Origin of the sequence: Marinobacter sp. NSM (assembly GCF_052380025.1) — a bacterium.
Taxonomy (GTDB): Bacteria; Pseudomonadota; Gammaproteobacteria; order Pseudomonadales; family Oleiphilaceae; genus Marinobacter.
On the sequence record NZ_JBQTCK010000002.1, the window covers coordinates 1 to 16,632 of the forward strand.

The following is a 16,632-nucleotide window of genomic DNA, read 5'->3' on the forward strand; positions in this document are numbered from 1 at the left end:
CCGCTTTCTGAAGAATCTTTTGAACTTTTTCTTCAGTGCTTTCAAGCAGTTATCGGCGAAGCTTTACCCCTTCTCAGTGGCCAGCCCCTCAAGCGAGATGTGCATTCTACAGACCTCTGCCGAGGAGTCAACGGCCAATCTGAAATTTTTTCAAATTGGCCGCAACCAGCCTTACTTCACTCGACAATGACAACCCGAGCAATCTTCTTCTTACCCGCCTGGACAACGCAATCATCACCTTTGACAAACCTGCGATCACCTTCAAATTGCTTGCCATCTATATAGACAGCGCCACGACCAAGCACATCTCTGGCAGCAGCGCCATTCTTTACCAGCCCAGCCAGGCGAAGGACGGCTGCCATCGGCATTTCATCCTGCCCTTCGAGAGAGACTTCTACCAATGGTACGTTTTCTGGAATCTCCCCGAGCGCAACCCGGTTGCCGGCAGACTTGTGAGCGGTTTTCGCAGCCTCCTCATCATGGAAGCGAGTAATCAGCTCTTCAGCCAGTATTTTTTTATAGTCCTGCGGGTTGGCACCAGCTTCTACCTCAGCGCGGAACTGTTCCACTTCCGCCATCGGCCGGAAGCTCAGCAATTCGAAGTAACGCCACAGCAACTCATCCGGCATCGACAACAGCTTGGTGTACATCTCTCCCGGCGAATCACTGACCCCAACATAGTTGCCCAACGACTTGGACATCTTCTGCACACCATCCAGACCCTCAAGAATCGGAACGGTAATAATGGCCTGGGGCGCCTGACCATAATGCTTCTGCAGAATCCGCCCCATCAGCAAATTAAACTTCTGGTCAGTACCACCAAGCTCCACATCAGCTTCAAGCGCTACGGAGTCGTAGCCCTGAATCAGCGGATACAGGAACTCGTGAATGGCAATCGGCTGCTCAGCTTTATAACGTTTGGTGAAGTCATCACGCTCGAGCATCCGTGCAACCGTATACTGACCCGCGAGCTGGATCATGCTCGCGGCATTCATCTGGCTCATCCATTCGGAATTGAATACAACCCGGGTTTTCTCCGGGTCCAGAATCTTGAACACCTGCTCTTTATAGGTAATAGCGTTCTTGCGCACCTGCTCTTCTGTTAAAGGAGGACGTGTTGCGCTTTTTCCGGTTGGATCGCCAATCATTCCCGTGAAGTCACCAATAAGGAAGATGATTTCATGGCCAAGATCCTGGAACTGGCGGAGCTTGTTGATTAGCACGGTGTGGCCGAGGTGCAAATCAGGTGCGGTCGGATCGAAACCCGCCTTGATCCTCAGCGGCCGATCTTCTTTAAGCTTTGCAATCAAATCCTCTTCGGGAATCAGCTCGTCAATACCGCGCTTGATAACGGCCAACGCTTCCTCAATTGTTGCCATGAACCTTTCGTCCCCAGTTTGACTTGGTGCCAGGGTTTGCCGGCGGCAGTTACAGACCTCAACAAAACAAATCTGTGTTTAACCGACACCCTTGCTAAAGTGTGACTGCTCAGTTTTCAACCAAACCGAGCAATAAAAGGATAGGCATTATACCAGCGGCAGGCAGTTTTGTACGACCAGACACCCGCTCAACCGTAATGTTCGACACTGTCCTGATAATGTCAGATGCGGTAATCTGTTTGACTTTACTTGATCTAGCGCTTTAATTAGCTAGTACAACTTGCTGGAATACCGATGAAAACGGGTGAGCCACGTGCTTAAAACATTCCCCAAAACACATATTACTCTGGCAGCAGCAGTGACGGTTGTTGTCTCTGCGGCTGTACTGATGAGCCCCAGCGCTGACGTCGAAGCCAAGCGCATGTCCTACACCATTGACCTCGAAGAGGGCCTGGTGTCTGGCGCGGCATCGAAAGACACCAGGCCCGCCCAGACACAGGAAGCCACCGGCACTCAGCCCTCAGAGGACAAAGCGCAAAGTGCCGAAGAACCAATCGCTCAGACTGAGCGCACAGCGAAACCCGATACCCCGAAGGTCGACTGGCAGGAGTTTCGTGTAAAGTCTGGCGACACACTGTCTTCGCTGTTTCGCAAAGCAGGTTTCAACGATGGCATCATGCTGTCGGTGATTCACGGTGAGGGCGAAGCAGGCAAGCTTCAGCGCCTATACGCCGGGGAAGACATTCGCTTCGGTGTCGACAGCGAGGGGCAGCTTGTGGCCGTAGAGCTGCAACGCAGCCGCCTGGAAACTCTCAAGATCTCAAAGGCCGACAACGGCTTCCTTGGCAACACAGAAGTTCGCAAACCGGAGCCGCGCCCGACATTTGCCGCCGGCGTCATTGACGGATCCCTCTATCTTGCCGCCAGGGACGCAGGCCTGAATGACCGGCTCACCATGGAACTGGCCGGAATATTTGGCTGGGACATCGACTTTGTCTACGACGTCCGCAAGGGTGACAGCTTCGAAGTTGTGTACGAAGAGCTGTACATCGACGGTAAAAAATTTGATACCGGTCGGATTCTTTCCGCACGCTTCATCAACCGCGGTACTGAGAATGTGGCCCTGCTGTACACAGACAACAACGGCGAGAGTGACTATTACACGCCGGAAGGCAAAAGTATGCGTAAGGCGTTTCTGAGAGTTCCAATCAACGCCCGCGTGTCATCGCCCTTCAACCTGCAACGCCGACACCCGGTACTGGACGTGGTCAGACCCCACGAGGGAACCGACTATGCCGCGCCCCCGGGCACACCGATCAAGGCAGCCGGCAGTGGGCGAGTGCAGTTTGCCGGCTGGAAAGGCGGCTATGGCCGCACCGTGGTTTTGCAGCATGGCGACAATATCACCACCCTGTATGCTCATATGAGTCGACTGGGTAAAGGCATCAAGAATGGCACCCGGGTAAAACAGGGAGACACCATTGGCTATGTTGGCTCATCCGGAATGGTGACCGGCCCTCATCTGCATTACGAGTTCCGGGTGAATGGCGTTGCCAAGAACTCCCGTACCGTGAAACTGCCCGACGCCAAGCCCGTACCAAGCGCTGAAATGGCAAGATTTCGCCAATTCACCGAGCAACGGCTGGCGCAGTTCAATGGTTTCCGCGAGAGTGGCCGCCAACTGGCTCTGGCATCGGACAACTGATTATGACCTACTGGCTCGGCCTGATGTCAGGCACCAGCATGGACGCAGTGGACGCGGTGCTGGTGTCTTTCACTGGCCGGCATCTGGATATCCATTCCACGCTTTCGCTACCTTACCCTGAACCACTTAGACAAAGGCTCCTGCTGGCTACCCGAAACCAGTCAGACACTGACGAACTCGGTGAATTGGACACACTGGTGGGCCACCACTTTGGTCATACCGCAAAGGAACTGATCCGGCGCTCCGGCCTGGAAATCCGGGATATTCGAGGCATTGGCAGTCACGGGCAAACAGTACGCCACCAACCTGCCGGCCCTGCCCCCTTCTCACTTCAGATTGGCAATGCCGCCTGTATTGCGGAAAGCACCGGGCTGACCACGGTCTCGGATTTTCGCAGCAGAGACCTGGCCGCTGGTGGTCAGGGCGCCCCACTGGTTCCGGCCTTCCATCAATGGCTGTTTGCCTCGGACGAGCAGGATCGCTGCATACTGAATCTTGGAGGAATTGCCAATATCACCTGGCTTCCAGCCGCTGGCCGCAAACCGCTGATAGGCTTTGATACCGGCCCGGCAAATGCCTTGCTTGATGCCTGGTGCCTGGACCAGACCGGGCGTCACTATGATGAATCCGGACACCTGGCAAGCGAGGGCGCTGTGCATTCGGAGCTGTTGAGCAGCATGCTTTCCGATGCCTATTTCAGCAAGCCAGCTCCGAAAAGCACCGGCAAGGAGCGCTTCAACCTTGACTGGATCAGAACCCACCTGCAGCGGTTCCCCGATCTGGCTGCAGAAGACGTTCAACGGACCCTGTTACAACTGACGGTGATTACCGTTCTGAAGCAGTTGCCACAGGAGTCCGCCAACATGACGGTTTACGCCTGCGGCGGCGGAACGTTCAACCGGTTAATGATGAATGAACTCAGAGTCGGACTGGGGTCGGTAGCACTGACCACAACGGCTGATCTGGGGTTGGACCCGCAATGGGTAGAGCCGGTGGCATTTGCCTGGCTGGCCAGGCAAACCCTCGAAGGCCAGCCCGGAAACCTTCCCGAGGTGACCGGCGCCAGAGGCCCGCGGGTGCTGGGCGCGATTTACCCGGCTTGAGGCATCAGATGGAAAACGAACTGCCGCAACCGCAGGTGGAACTGGCGTTTGGATTCTGAACCACAAATTGTGAACCCTGAAGGCCTTCCTGATAATCAATGGTGGCGCCTACGAGGTATTGGTAGCTCATGGAATCAACCAACAACTTCACTCCATCCCGCTCTATGACGGTATCGTCGTCTTCCTGATTCTCGTCGAACGAAAACCCGTACTGGAACCCCGAACAACCGCCGCCTGTCACGAACACCCGCAGTTTGAGATCAGGATTCTCCTCTTCCTCGATCAACTCGCGAACCTTGGCAACAGCGCTGTCGCTGAAGAACAACGGTGTGGCTATTTGCTGTTGAACTACACTCAAGGTATGCCTCCGGGAGATAAAGCGGTCAGAGGATTATGGTATTCCCGACTAAAACAGTCAACTATTCGGATTTACCCTCACCCTCTGACTCCTCGCTCAGCACAGACTCTTTATTGTGAGTCAGCAGGCCGCTGGTTTCATCCTGACGAACCAGATTACCGTTCACGGATGCCCCCATGGCCATCTCGATAAGACGATAGTATACGTTACCGTTAATGGCAGCGTTCTCTGCCAGTTCAAGGTGGCTGGTGGCGCGCACGTCACCGTTCACCTTGCCATTGATAATAATATGTGGCGCAGTGGTATCGCCGGTAATTTCACCCACCTCCGACAGCCGGACCACAGCGTCACTGCCCTCTTCCGCCAGCACCCGACCTTTGATTTTGCCATCCACGTGCAAGCCGCCGGAAAAGCGTACATCGCCCTCAATGGTTGTTCTGGATGAAATCAAGGTATCGAAATGGCCAACGGAACGGCGCGGTTTCTGTTTTTTCTTGCCCAGCATGTATCAGCTCCCAGTTAACTGTGCCCAATCAAATGTTCGTTCTGCCTGTGAGGCATTCCGCCCCTGCGCCTGCGCAACCACCTGGATTTCGTAGGGCTCAAAGCCTTGGGGAAGGCTCAAGGTACCCTCTACATCCTGGAAGTACCGAAACCGGAACCTGACCCCCAGATCCTCGATGTCATCGGACAGATCGCGCAAGGCAATCACTTCTTTCTCACCGCCCAACCGGCCTATGATATTCACGGCCACCTGCCCGGCAATAAAACTGTTGTTATTGCCAACCTGAGTTAGCACCATCTTGAACCGATAGGTGTTATCACCACGGGCGGACGCCAAGGTAAAGCTGTCAACCTGCAGTCCTTTACTGGTTTCTGAGGGCGCCATGATATTCCGATAGAACGTCAGGTCTGCCTCCAACTCCGATATTCGGGTTTCGAGCCCAACGATGGTGTTCCTGGCTTCTCGTAGTGCCTGTTCGTCGATCGCCCGCCCGCGCTCTAGATTCACCAGATTCTGCCGCGCGGTGCGGAATTGATCCCGCAGACTGCGCAACTCCTGTGCCAGCTGCTCGTTCGAGGCTTCAGCAGATGAAAACCGGAACCCGCCCTGCGCCATTCCAGCAGCGTAACCTGCAATGGCGGCAACCACGGTAAAAGCCAGCAGGATCATCGTCCGGCGCAGGCGGTAGCCCGGCCGGTGGCGGATCACCACATACTCATCGTTCGGTTTGCGGGTATCACTCACCTTGTATTGCCCTCAAGGAAGAAGTGCCGGAGCCTTCAGGCCCTGGGTTTCGTCAAGACCAAACATGATATTCATGTTCTGCACTGCCTGCCCGGCAGCGCCTTTGACCAGGTTGTCGATGACCGAGGAGACAATCACCACATTGCTCTGTTCCTGGCGATGCAATGCCATCCGGCACTGGTTGCCGCCGCGAACACTGCGGGTTTCCGGGTGACTGCCAAAAGGCATGACATCCACAAATGGCTCCGCCCTGTAGCGCTCTTCGTAGAGGGCCTGGAGCCGATCAAAATCCGCCGGCTCGGACAGCTCCGCGTACAAGGTGGCTTCGATACCCCGAATCATCGGTACCAGGTGCGGCACGAAGGTTACGCCCACCGGCCCGGTAGCTGCCAGACTCAGGCCCTGGCGGATTTCCGGCAGGTGCCGATGCCCGGAGGCACCGTAGGCCTTGAAGCTTTCACCGATCTCACCATGTAGCATGCCGATGTTACCCTGGCGACCGGCACCGCTGGCACCGGATTTGGCATCGGCAATCAGCCGGGTGGGATCAACCAGCCCCTGTTCGAGCAAGGGCAGGAAGCCAAGCTGCACCGCCGTGGGATAACAACCAGGGTTGGCAACCAACTGGGCCTGGCGAATCGAGTCACGTGCCACCTCAGGCAGACCATAAACCGCTTTTTGTGCCCACTCCGGGGTTTCATGGGGCATGCCGTACCACTTGGCCCAGACATCCAGGTCTTTCAGGCGGAAATCCGCAGACAGGTCTACCACACGAACGCCGGCGGCCATTAGCTCCGGAACCATGCGCATGGCAACCCCATGGGGTGTGGCAAAGTACACCAGATCGCACTGTGCCAGCACCGCCGAATCAGGCTCCGAGAAGGCCAGGTCAAAATGCCCTCGCAGATTGGGGTACATGTCAGCTACCGGCATACCAGCCTCGGAGCGCGAAGTGATGCATTTCACCTCTGCGTCCGGATGAACGGCAAGAATCCGCAACAGCTCAACACCGGTGTACCCGGTTCCCCCAACGATGCCTATTTTAATCACACTCATCTCCAACGTGGTCTGGTCAGAATTCCCGGGTAGTCTACCATGATAATCCAAGGACTTATTGCAGCCTGCAGACCCATGGTTACAATGTTGTCAGAATCCTTCTGAAGGACCCGCCCATCGACCCGGAACCCGGCGCTCATGCGTAACATCAGGCAACAGATCACCGAGAACCTGATCCCCGTTTTCCGGAGGAAACTGTCGGGTGTCGATGCACTGCCACAACTGGCCGTGCTTGGGCTGTTATCCGGAATTGTCACGGGCGCGGTGATTCTGTTGTTCCGGCTCGCCATTGAATGGCCGCTGGAACATCTCCTGCCCGGAGCGGGCTCAGAGAACTTCGAGCAACTGGACATCCTGACCAGGGGGCTGCTGCCTCTGGCCGGTGCCGTTGGCCTGGGCATTCTGTTGCACAAACTGTCCATTCACGATCGCAAGGTGGGCATCGTCCACATTATGGAGCGCCTGAACTACCATCAGGGCTACATATCGTTCAAAAGCGCCATGGTTCAGTTTGTTGCCGGGGTTACCACCGTAGTATCCGGCCAGTCGGCTGGACGGGAGGGCCCTGCGGTGCACCTGGGCGCAGCGTTTTCAAGCCTGTTCGGGCAATGGCTGAGACTGCCCAACAACAGCATACGAACACTGGTGGCCTGCGGTTGTGCAGCCGCTATCTCGGCGTCTTTCAACACGCCGATTGCCGGCGTGATCTTCGCCATGGAAGTGGTGATGATGGAGTACACCATTGCCGGCTTCACGCCGATTATTCTGGCGGCGGTCAGTGCCGCCATCATTACCCAGATCGTCTACGGCTCGGAACCAGCCTTCAGCGTGCCCGCGCTGACGATGAACTCTCTGCTGGAAATTCCATGGATCCTCGCGATTGCCGTGATCATCGGAATTGCCGCCGCGGCTTTTATCCATCTGGTGGACAACATGGGGCGCCATCACCACCGGCCGGTACTGCTCCGTATCACGGTGGCTGGCCTGCTGATGGTGCCGTTTGCGATCCTGGTTCCGGAAACCATGGGTATTGGTTACGACACGGTCAGCGAAACCATTCACGGCGAATTGGGGTTCTGGCTGCTGCTTGGCGTGGGCGTGGCAAAACTGGTGATTACCGGGTTGTCTATCGGGCTTGGTATGCCAAGTGGCGTGATCGGCCCGACCATTTTCATGGGGGCGACCCTTGGCGGATCGATGGGGCTGATTGGCGCCCAGATCTTCCCCGAGCTGGCATCGTCGGTGGGCTTTTACGCCATGCTGGGCATGGGGGCGATGATGGGGGCGGTGCTACAGGCACCGCTGGCCGCACTGATGGCCTTGATGGAACTGACTCGAAACCCGAACATCATTCTGCCTGGCATGCTGATCATCACCACCGCCAGCCTGGTGACCAGTGAAGCTTTCGGCAAAAAATCCCTGTTCCTGACCATTCTGAAAAACCAGGGCCTGAGTTACCAGAATTCACCAGTGATCCAGGCGTTAAGGCGAGTGTCGGTGGGCGCGATCATGGACCGGAGCATTTTGCGCACGGATCGGGAGCTGACCCCGGATGAGGCCCGCAAGGCACTGAAGTCGGAACCCAAATGGTTGCTGGTTGAGGGCAGCAACGGGCCAACCGCGCTGCTACCGGCAGTGGATCTTGCCCGCTACCTGGAAGACACCGAAAAACAGGTTGCCGAAGAGGGCGTCGCCCCTCCGGACACCGTCGACCTGATGGAAATCCCGGCCAACCGGCGGGATGTGGCGCCAGTGCAATATCAAGCCACCCTGGAAGAGGCCCTGAACGAATTCGACTCAACCCAGGCTGAGGCACTGTACGTACAACGCCATGTAGCCCCGATGATTCAGCGGGTTTATGGTGTCGTGCTTCAATCAGATATCGAAAGCTATTACCAATACCGACGGAGTTGATGGATGTTGTGGGTCAAGGCGTTTCATATCATTTCCCTGGTGTGCTGGTTTGCCGGCATTTTCTATCTGCCCAGACTGTTCGTGTACCATGCAGCCTGTGAGGACCAGCCGGGCCGCGAACGCTTCAAGATCATGGAGCGCAAGCTGTACCGGGGCATAACAACACCTTCGATGATCGCCACGGTGGTCTTTGGAATCTGGTTACTCAGTTACAATGTGTCCGGTTATTTCAGCATGGGCTGGATGCACGCCAAACTAGCTCTGGTCGCGCTGCTGGTCGTCTACCATTTCTATTGCGGCCACTTGGTGAAAGTCTTCCGGGATGACAAGAATACCCGCAGCCACGTGTTCTATCGCTGGTTTAACGAGGTTCCGGTATTCATTCTGTTAGCGGTGGTCATTCTGGCTGTTGTAAAACCCTTTTGAGGAGAGCAACCATTAATAGCTACACCCGCCCCCATGTTCTGGTGCTGTCTGGGCTGGACCCCTCCGGTGGTGCCGGCATTCAGGCCGATATCCAGGCGATTACCTCCCTTGGCGGGCACCCCCTGCCAGTGCTGACCTGCCTGACCGTGCAGGACACCAACAACGTGTATGGCGCCGAGCCTGTCAACGCTGAGCTGATCCGGCAACAAATGCAGTGCCTGGCAGCAGATGTGCCCATCCATGCCATCAAGACCGGTGCCCTGGGCAATGCCGATGTGGTCGATGTGCTGGTTGAGTTTCTTGACAGCCAGCCGGAGTTACCGCTGATTGTCGACCCGGTCATCAAGGCCGCAGGCGGCGGCGATCTTGCCGATGAAGCGCTGGTTCAGGCGATGAAAACCCGGCTGTTCCCCAGGGCGGAAATGATCACCCCCAATGGCGTTGAACTGGCCCAATTGGGTGGCAGTGGTGATCCTGACCAGGCCGCCAGAAACCTGATTGACGCCGGCTGCCAATCGGTACTGGCCACCGGTGGCCATGGCACGGGTATCCATATCGTCAATACCCTGTACAACCACGCCCCGGAACCCATGCACTGGGAAGTGGAAAGGGTCGGTGCCAATGAGTTCCACGGCACCGGTTGTACGCTGGCCGCCGCCATTGCGGCCGGGCGCGCCAGTGGGTTGTCGGCCAGGGCATCAATCTCCCAGGCGCAGAACTACGTTCATCGTGCCCTTCTGCACGCGCTGAACGTAGGCAAAGGCCAACGGGTTCCCGACCGGGGCATTCTGTGGGAACGCTGAACCGGATACTAAAACCTGGCCTGTATGCCATTACCGATAACGCACTGACCCCGGCAGATCAACTGATTGCCGCCGTGGAAGCGGCATTGCAGGGCGGAGCGACATTGGTACAGTACCGCGACAAGGCAGGCACCAGTGCCGAGCGATTGCGCCAGGCAACGGAGCTGAACGCCCTGTGCCGCCAGGCCGTCGTGCCCCTGCTGATTAACGATGACCCGGAACTGGCCCTGCGGGTGGGCGCTGCGGGCGTGCACCTGGGCCAGGACGATTGCACCCTGGCCGACGCCCGGCGTGTTCTGGGGCCAGAGGCCATCATCGGCATTACCTGCCACCATCGGCTGGACCTTGCCCGCAACGCCAAGGCGGCAGGGGCCGACTACCTGGCGTTTGGCCGGTTCTACAACTCGGCCACCAAACCCGGTGCACCACCTGCAGAAACGAGTGTATTGACGGAAGCCAGAGCGCTGGCGCTTCCGATTACCGCGATTGGCGGCATCACCACCGACAACGCCGAAGCCCTGATCTGTGCCGGCGCAGACCTGATTGCGGTAGTGGGCGGTCTGTTTGGCGGCACTCCGGAGGACATCAGGCACAGAGCGGACACCTTTACCCGGCTGGTGGCCAGGCATCACCCTCTTTTCTCATCTTCAAACTGACAGGAGCTATCCGTGACTCACTCTGAAACGCTATTCGAACAGGCCCAGAAATACATTCCGGGCGGCGTAAATTCACCGGTGCGGGCCTTCCGCGGTGTTGGCGGTACTCCGGTTTTCTTCAAGCATGCCGAAGGCGCTTATCTGTATGACGAAGATGACCGCCGATACATTGACTTTATCGGCTCCTGGGGCCCGATGATCCTTGGCCACTCAAACCCGCGCATTAAAGCGGCCCTGCACGCCCAGGTGGATCTGGGTGTGGGCTATGGCGCCCCTACCGCCATCGAAACCGAGATGGCGAAGAAAGTGTGTGAGCTGGTGCCCTCCATTGAACTGGTACGCATGGTTAACTCCGGCACCGAAGCCACCATGAGCGCCATTCGCCTGGCTCGTGGCTACACCGGCCGGGACAAGATTGTGAAATTTGAAGGTTGCTACCACGGCCACGTGGATTCGTTGCTGGTGAAAGCTGGCTCCGGCGCTCTTACCCTGGGCGTGCCCAATTCCCCGGGCATTCCCGCCAGCCTGGCCGAACATACCATCACCCTGGACTACAACGACATCGATCAGGTGAGGGAAACCTTCAAGGAAATTGGCGATCAGGTGGCAGCTATTATTGTCGAACCTGTTGCCGGCAACATGAACTGCATTCCGCCGGTACCCGGGTTCCTGGAAGGGTTGCGGGAAGTCTGCGATGAACACGGCACGGTGCTGATTTTTGATGAAGTAATGACCGGCTTCCGGGTGTCACTCGGCGGCGCCCAAGGCTTCTACGGCGTAACGCCGGACTTGACCGCCCTGGGCAAAGTGATCGGTGGCGGCTTGCCGGTGGGTGCTTTTGGCGGCAAGCGGGAAATCATGGAGCACATTTCTCCACTGGGTCCGGTCTACCAGGCCGGCACCCTGAGCGGCAACCCCCTGGCCATGACTGCGGGCCTGACCACCCTGAACGCCATTTCTGAGCCCGGCTTCCACGATAAGCTGACGGAGAAAACCAACAAGGTACGCGACGGACTCAAAGCCGCCGCCGACGAAGCCGGCATCCCGCTGACCGTCCAGTCCGCCGGCGCCATGTTCGGATTCTTCTTTACCAGCGAGCCCTCGGTAACCACCTTCGAACAGGTGATGGCGTGCGATGTGGAACGTTTCAAGAAGTTCTTCCAGGGAATGCTGAAGGAAGGCATCTACCTTGCGCCCTCCGCCTTCGAAGCGGGCTTTACCACCGCAGCACTCAGCGATGAAGACATTGAGTTCACCCTGGCAGCCGCACGGAAAGTCATGGCGGCTCTTTAACCAGGGGGAGTTATCCCAACAAAGGCCAGGGACGGCCTTTGATCTCCTGGCATTCTTCTATCACAACGCCCCGGCGCGGGCCTCAGCCTGATCGGCCCCGGCCACGTTGCCTCTGGCCCGGCGAATGTCCGCCAGCAACAACCACCCCGAACGCTGCATTCTCGAATCGTTGCCCGCCAGCGACAGACCTTTCAGGGTGAACTGTTCTGCCGCCCCCAGATTGTCACCAGACACATAGGCTTCCGCCAGCTTGAAATAAACCTCTGAGGAACGAGGCGCTATGCGTTGCGCCCGCTCCAGACGGGCGATGGCGCCGGCAGAATCCCCCTGCGCCAGGCGCTGGTCGGCATCACGAATCAGACTAACCGCTGCGGCCGGCAGCTCGTCACCGGACTCCCGATAACTGGGCGAGCGGGTAGCGGGCGCCTCCGGCTCACTCACCTTGGGCTGCTCGCTCTTGCGCCATACCCGGGGCTCAGACTCTTTGTGCGGCTCTGCGGTCCTTGGCGGTTCCGGCGCACTCGAGCGATCATCGCCGCCCGTAGGTACGTAGATGGAGCCACCGCCGGGGCCGCCGGCGCAGCCTGCAAGGCCCAGCGCCATAGCCAGGCAACCGGCGCGGGTAATCGTTGTTTTATTCATCGGAACAATCCTTCAAACCAACTGCGTATTTGCCGGCCGAACTGCCCTTCGCAGTCCAGGCGCTGCCGGGGCTCACTGCCGGCGATAAAGGGCACCAGACGGGCATCCTCACACCGCTCTCCCGTCAATGCCTGCTCCCGGGCATTGACCCAATGATACTGGACACCGTCCGGCATGACCGGTGAAAAGCCATGCTGTGGCAACTGCGCCATCATTGCAGACCACACCGGCAAGGCGCCAGAGGCGCCGGTCAATACCGTGGGGCCGTTATCGTCACGCCCCACCCAGGCCACCGCTAGATAATCACCACTGAACCCGGCGAACCAGGAGTCCCGACCCTGGTCTGTTGTGCCGGTCTTTCCAGCCAGTGTCAGTCGATCTGGCAGGGTCCGATAAGCTGAGCGGCCGGTACCCTCTTGCATGGTTTCCTGCATGGCGTACTGCACCAGGTGCACCGCAGCGGGGTCGGCAACCCGGTCGACTTTCAGGTTATAGCGCGATAACGGCTCGTTGCGGGCATCGGTCACTTCCCGGATGGTCCGCAAGGGTGTGTTGAAACCGGAGGTAGCCAGCCCCTGGTAGAGCTGGGCCACTTCCACCGGCGCCAACGACATAGAGCCAAGCAGCAGCGAGGGATAGTCCGAAATCGGTGTGGTCACCCCAAACGCCCTTAATACTTCCTGCACGCGCGGGATGCCGACATCCAGCCCTACCCGCACTGCCGGGAGGTTGTAGGACCGGGACAGGGCCAGGTGCAGGGGCACTTCGCCACGCTCCTCCCTATCAAAGTTCTTGGGCTGCCACAACCGGCCGTCGTCAAACTCCAGGGTAAACGCGCGATCCTGAACCGGGGTAATCAAGGTATACCGGTCAGCCTGTTCCAGGGCTGCCAGATAGGTGAACGGCTTGATCAGCGAGCCAATGGGCCGGCGGGCGTCTACGGCACGGTTGAAGCCGGCAAACTCAGGGGCTTTGCCGCCCACCAGCGCCAAAACCTCGCCGGTGTCCTTCGCGGTGACCACCAGAGCTGCCTCCAGGGCCTCGCGGGTGTCGCCACGGGCCAGCCTGGGCAGGGTATCGCGAACCGCCTTTTCTGACGCCCCCTGAACCGCCGGGGCCAGGGTGGTGAATATGCGCAAGCCTTCACTCTGCAGGTCTTCTTCCCGGTAATCTCGAGCCAGGTGCCGGCGCACCAGGTCAATGTATGCTGGATAACGGTTATCGGTATAAGAGGGCCTGGCGCTCACCCCCAGGGGCTGGCGGATGGCCCGGGCTGTATCATCAGCGCTGATCAGCCCGGCCTCAGCCATTTCTGACAGCACTAGGTCACGCCGGGCCTTGGCCCGCTCCGGGTGGCGGCGCGGGTTGTAGTAGCTGGGGCCTTTCACCATGCCGATCAACAGGGCAATCTGATGAACGTCCAGGTCTTTCAGGGGCTCGCCAAAGAAAAACTGGCTGGCCAGGCCAAAGCCGTTGATGCTGCGGTTGCCGGCCTGGCCTAGGTAGACCTCGTTCAGATAGGTTTCCAGAATGTCGTCTTTCTCGTAGTGCCATTCCAGCAAAACCGACATCAGGGCTTCGTTACCCTTGCGCACCAGTGTCTGGTCTCGGGTCAGGAAGAAGTTCTTCACCAACTGCTGGGTCAGGGTACTGCCACCCTGCACTATCTGCCCCGCCTTGATGTTTGCCAGCATGGCCCGGGCGATAGACGAAGGCGCAACGCCGTGATGTTCGTAGAACTGCCGATCTTCAATCGCCATTAGGCCCAGGGGCAACAGCTCCGGCACCTCGTCAAGCCGAACCAGCACCCGGTCCTCCCGGTGGGTGGGGTAGATACCCCCAATCTGGGCAGGTTCCAGCCGGACAATCGGGGAATCCGGGCCCGCTACGACCGAAAACGACTGGATACGGTCCCCGGATACCAGCAGCGACAACCGGCGCCGGGGCTCCTCACCATCGGGGAACCTGAAACCACGGGCGCTGATCACAAAGCGCCCGCCATTACGCTGATAGGTGCCTGCGCGAACGCCATCTCCGGCCCGGTAGCCCGCCAGCTCCAGCTCACGGGCGAGACCTGATGCGCTCACGCTCGCGCCATCGTAGAGCTCTAGTGGCCGGGCGTAGACACGGGACGGCACTTCAAAACGTCGCCCCTCAAAGCGGGAGGTGACTACCGCGTCCAGGTACACCATCCAGCCGGCCAGAAGCACCAGACCCAGGGCCCCGGCACGAAACAGGAGACGCCAGAAACCGCTGCGTTTGCGCACCGGTCTGGATTTATAGGATTTTTTACGGGAGGAACGAGATTTGGTCATGGCCGGATTATAACGAAGCGGGCAACCCCTTCGGCAGGTCTGTTGTGTGTTATTTCTGTAATCCACCCGTTATAGTAGGCCAATCAGAACAGAGCGATAAAAATCAATGAGTTCAGGGAACCAGGAGCACACCGTGAGCGAGACCCCATCGGAAACACTGATCAAGGCACTGCAAAACCCGGCACTGTATGACCACCCGGTACAGGGCTTCCAGGTCATTGAAACCCATATTTCACAGGTGTTACTGACCGGCAGCTACGCCTACAAGATCAAAAAACCGATGGATTTCGGCTTTCTGGACTTCTCCACTCTGACGCGCCGCAAGCACTTCTGCGAGGAAGAGCTCCGACTCAACAGCCGCCTGGCCTCGGAACTGTACCAGGACGTTTTGCCGATTACCGGCACACCGGAGCAGCCTGTTATCGGCGGCGAGGAAGAAGCCTTCGAATACGCCATCCGCATGCGCCAGTTCGACCAGGACCAGCTGTTCGACAAGCGCCAGGAGCGCGGTGACCTGCCACCGGAGATGCTCACCAACCTGGCCCGCCAGGTAGCGCAGTTCCACGATAGCTTGCCCGCCGTTGATGAAGACAAGCCACTGGGTACCCCGGAAGCGGTGTACGCTGCCATGCAAGAGAATTTCGACCAGATCCGCCCGATGCTGGACGACAACGCCCTGCTGCTGCAGCTGGACAATCTGGAAGACTGGACCCGAACCACCTTCGAGCGGCACCGGGAGCTGATTGCCAGCCGGCGGGCAAAAGGCATGGTGCGGGAATGCCATGGCGACTTGCACCTGGCCAATATTACAGTGTTCAACGATCAGGTTACGGTGTTCGACTGCATCGAATTCAATGAGCCGTTCCGCTGGATTGATGTCATCAACGATCTGGCGTTTCTGCTGATGGACCTGGAATCCCGCCGGGAACCGCTGCTGGCCAACCTGGTGCTGAACAGCTATCTGGAATACCGGGGCGATTTCGAAGCCTTGGCGCTGCTTCCGCTCTACAAGGCTTACCGGGCGATGGTCCGGGCCAAAATCGCCCTATTCACCATGGCTAACCCAAGCCTGGACGAGGACGAAAGAGCCGGCCTGATGCAACGATACCGGGATTACGCCCAGTTGGCGGAAGATTACGGCGAGATCCCCAACCATTACCTGTTGGCCACCACCGGGCTTTCAGCCAGCGGCAAAACCTGCGTCAGTGCCGCCATGGCCGGCGAGCTGAACCTGATCAGGCTGCGCTCAGATGTTGAGCGCAAACGGTTGCACGGCCTTGGACCGCTGGACGACAGCAAATCCGGCGTTGGCACGGACCTGTACAGCCCGGAAGTCACCGAACAGACTTACCAGCACCTCGCCAATCTGGCCCAGGACCTGCTGGCCTCCGGGCTTTCCGTCATTGTGGATGCGGCCTGCCTGAAAGAACGCGAACGCACGCTCTTTGCCAAGGTGGCCGAGGCCCAGGGCGTGCCCTTTGCCCTGCTGCACTGCGAGGCCCCGGAACAGCTTAGGCGGGAGTGGGTGCGCAAACGCAAAGGCGATGCCTCGGAAGCCACCGAAGAACTGCTGGATGCACAGCAAAGCTGGTTCGAGCCACTGACGGTGGAGGAGAAAACCCACACGGTGCACCTGCATACCGATCAGGAGCATGTAGCTGAAGCGGTCGCAGACCGAATTCGGCAGCACTTTGGCTTGCCACCGAGCCAAAGCGTCTAAACTTACCTGCGTA

The 16,632-nt window shown here is 58.4% G+C and carries 16 protein-coding genes; 9 read left to right on the forward strand and 7 right to left on the reverse strand.

From position 1 onward, the window contains the following. Positions 1-190: hypothetical protein (locus ACTZWX_RS04075; protein WP_444712855.1), on the forward strand; the 190-nt coding region annotated here is incomplete at its 5' end. Here ACTZWX_RS04075 and tyrS read toward each other — a convergent pair. Continuing rightward, positions 177-1,379 carry a tyrosine--tRNA ligase gene (gene tyrS / locus ACTZWX_RS04080; protein ID WP_072678568.1) on the reverse strand — a complete coding sequence of 401 codons (1,203 nt, stop codon included), beginning with the start codon at positions 1,377-1,379 and terminating at the stop codon, positions 177-179. The two genes, ACTZWX_RS04075 and tyrS, sit on opposite strands and share 14 nt — an antisense overlap. A gap of 313 nt (positions 1,380-1,692) precedes the next feature. Here tyrS and ACTZWX_RS04085 point away from each other — a divergent pair, with 313 nt between their 5' ends. Beyond that, on the forward strand, positions 1,693-3,084 hold the full coding sequence (locus tag ACTZWX_RS04085; RefSeq protein WP_444712856.1) for an OapA family protein: 1,392 nt from the start codon (positions 1,693-1,695) through the stop codon (positions 3,082-3,084). 2 nt (positions 3,085-3,086) lie between these two features. Next, positions 3,087-4,187, forward strand: a complete 1,101-nt coding sequence (locus tag ACTZWX_RS04090) for an anhydro-N-acetylmuramic acid kinase (protein WP_444712857.1) — start codon at positions 3,087-3,089, stop codon at positions 4,185-4,187. Positions 4,188-4,191: 4 nt separating this feature from the next. Here the strand turns inward: ACTZWX_RS04090 and erpA are convergent, their stop codons facing one another. The 4 genes from erpA to argC form a co-directional block, all read right to left on the reverse strand. Further along, positions 4,192-4,545: an iron-sulfur cluster insertion protein ErpA gene (gene erpA, locus ACTZWX_RS04095; RefSeq protein ID WP_061333558.1), complete on the reverse strand. Its 354-nt coding sequence runs from the start codon at positions 4,543-4,545 to the stop codon at positions 4,192-4,194. A 61-nt stretch (positions 4,546-4,606) separates the two neighbouring features. Then, positions 4,607-5,050, reverse strand: a complete 444-nt coding sequence (locus ACTZWX_RS04100) for a bactofilin family protein (protein ID WP_444712858.1) — start codon at positions 5,048-5,050, stop codon at positions 4,607-4,609. Positions 5,051-5,053: 3 nt separating this feature from the next. After that, on the reverse strand, positions 5,054-5,794 hold the full coding sequence (locus tag ACTZWX_RS04105) for a DUF6776 family protein (protein WP_072678571.1): 741 nt from the start codon (positions 5,792-5,794) through the stop codon (positions 5,054-5,056). A gap of 12 nt (positions 5,795-5,806) precedes the next feature. Further along, positions 5,807-6,844 carry an N-acetyl-gamma-glutamyl-phosphate reductase gene (gene argC, locus ACTZWX_RS04110; RefSeq protein WP_444713409.1) on the reverse strand — a complete coding sequence of 346 codons (1,038 nt, stop codon included), beginning with the start codon at positions 6,842-6,844 and terminating at the stop codon, positions 5,807-5,809. 144 nt (positions 6,845-6,988) lie between these two features. On the opposite strand from argC, the gene ACTZWX_RS04115 reads away from it, so the two are divergent. From ACTZWX_RS04115 to hemL, 5 genes are read left to right on the forward strand one after another with little or no spacing between them, the layout of a single operon-like run. Next, positions 6,989-8,764, forward strand: coding sequence for a chloride channel protein (locus tag ACTZWX_RS04115; RefSeq protein ID WP_444712859.1), 1,776 nt, complete (start codon positions 6,989-6,991; stop codon positions 8,762-8,764). Between the two features lie 3 nt (positions 8,765-8,767). After that, complete coding sequence (hemJ, locus tag ACTZWX_RS04120) at positions 8,768-9,190, forward strand: protoporphyrinogen oxidase HemJ (RefSeq protein WP_061333554.1); 423 nt, start codon at positions 8,768-8,770, stop codon at positions 9,188-9,190. Further along, the gene (gene thiD, locus ACTZWX_RS04125) at positions 9,187-9,993 is read left to right on the forward strand and encodes a bifunctional hydroxymethylpyrimidine kinase/phosphomethylpyrimidine kinase (RefSeq protein ID WP_444712860.1); all 807 of its coding nucleotides are present in this window, start codon (positions 9,187-9,189) and stop codon (positions 9,991-9,993) included. The genes hemJ and thiD overlap by 4 nt, the downstream gene beginning before the upstream one ends. Beyond that, positions 9,981-10,649, forward strand: coding sequence for a thiamine phosphate synthase (gene thiE, locus ACTZWX_RS04130; RefSeq protein ID WP_444712861.1), 669 nt, complete (start codon positions 9,981-9,983; stop codon positions 10,647-10,649). Before thiD ends, thiE begins: the two co-directional genes overlap by 13 nt. 12 nt (positions 10,650-10,661) lie before the next feature. Then, entirely contained in the window at positions 10,662-11,942 is a 1,281-nt protein-coding gene (hemL, locus tag ACTZWX_RS04135; protein ID WP_444712862.1) for a glutamate-1-semialdehyde 2,1-aminomutase, read from the forward strand. A 60-nt stretch (positions 11,943-12,002) separates the two neighbouring features. Here hemL and ACTZWX_RS04140 read toward each other — a convergent pair whose 3' ends face one another. Together ACTZWX_RS04140 and mrcB are read right to left on the reverse strand one after the other, a co-directional pair. After that, entirely contained in the window at positions 12,003-12,584 is a 582-nt protein-coding gene (locus tag ACTZWX_RS04140) for a tetratricopeptide repeat protein (protein WP_444712863.1), read from the reverse strand. After that, a complete protein-coding gene (gene mrcB / locus ACTZWX_RS04145; RefSeq protein WP_444712864.1) occupies positions 12,581-14,899 on the reverse strand; it encodes a penicillin-binding protein 1B in 2,319 nt (772 codons plus the stop codon). Before mrcB ends, ACTZWX_RS04140 begins: the two co-directional genes overlap by 4 nt. Before the next feature lie 133 nt (positions 14,900-15,032). On the opposite strand from mrcB, the gene ACTZWX_RS04150 reads away from it, so the two are divergent. After that, positions 15,033-16,619, forward strand: a complete 1,587-nt coding sequence (locus tag ACTZWX_RS04150) for a bifunctional aminoglycoside phosphotransferase/ATP-binding protein (protein WP_444712865.1) — start codon at positions 15,033-15,035, stop codon at positions 16,617-16,619. Positions 16,620-16,632 lie beyond the last annotated feature (13 nt).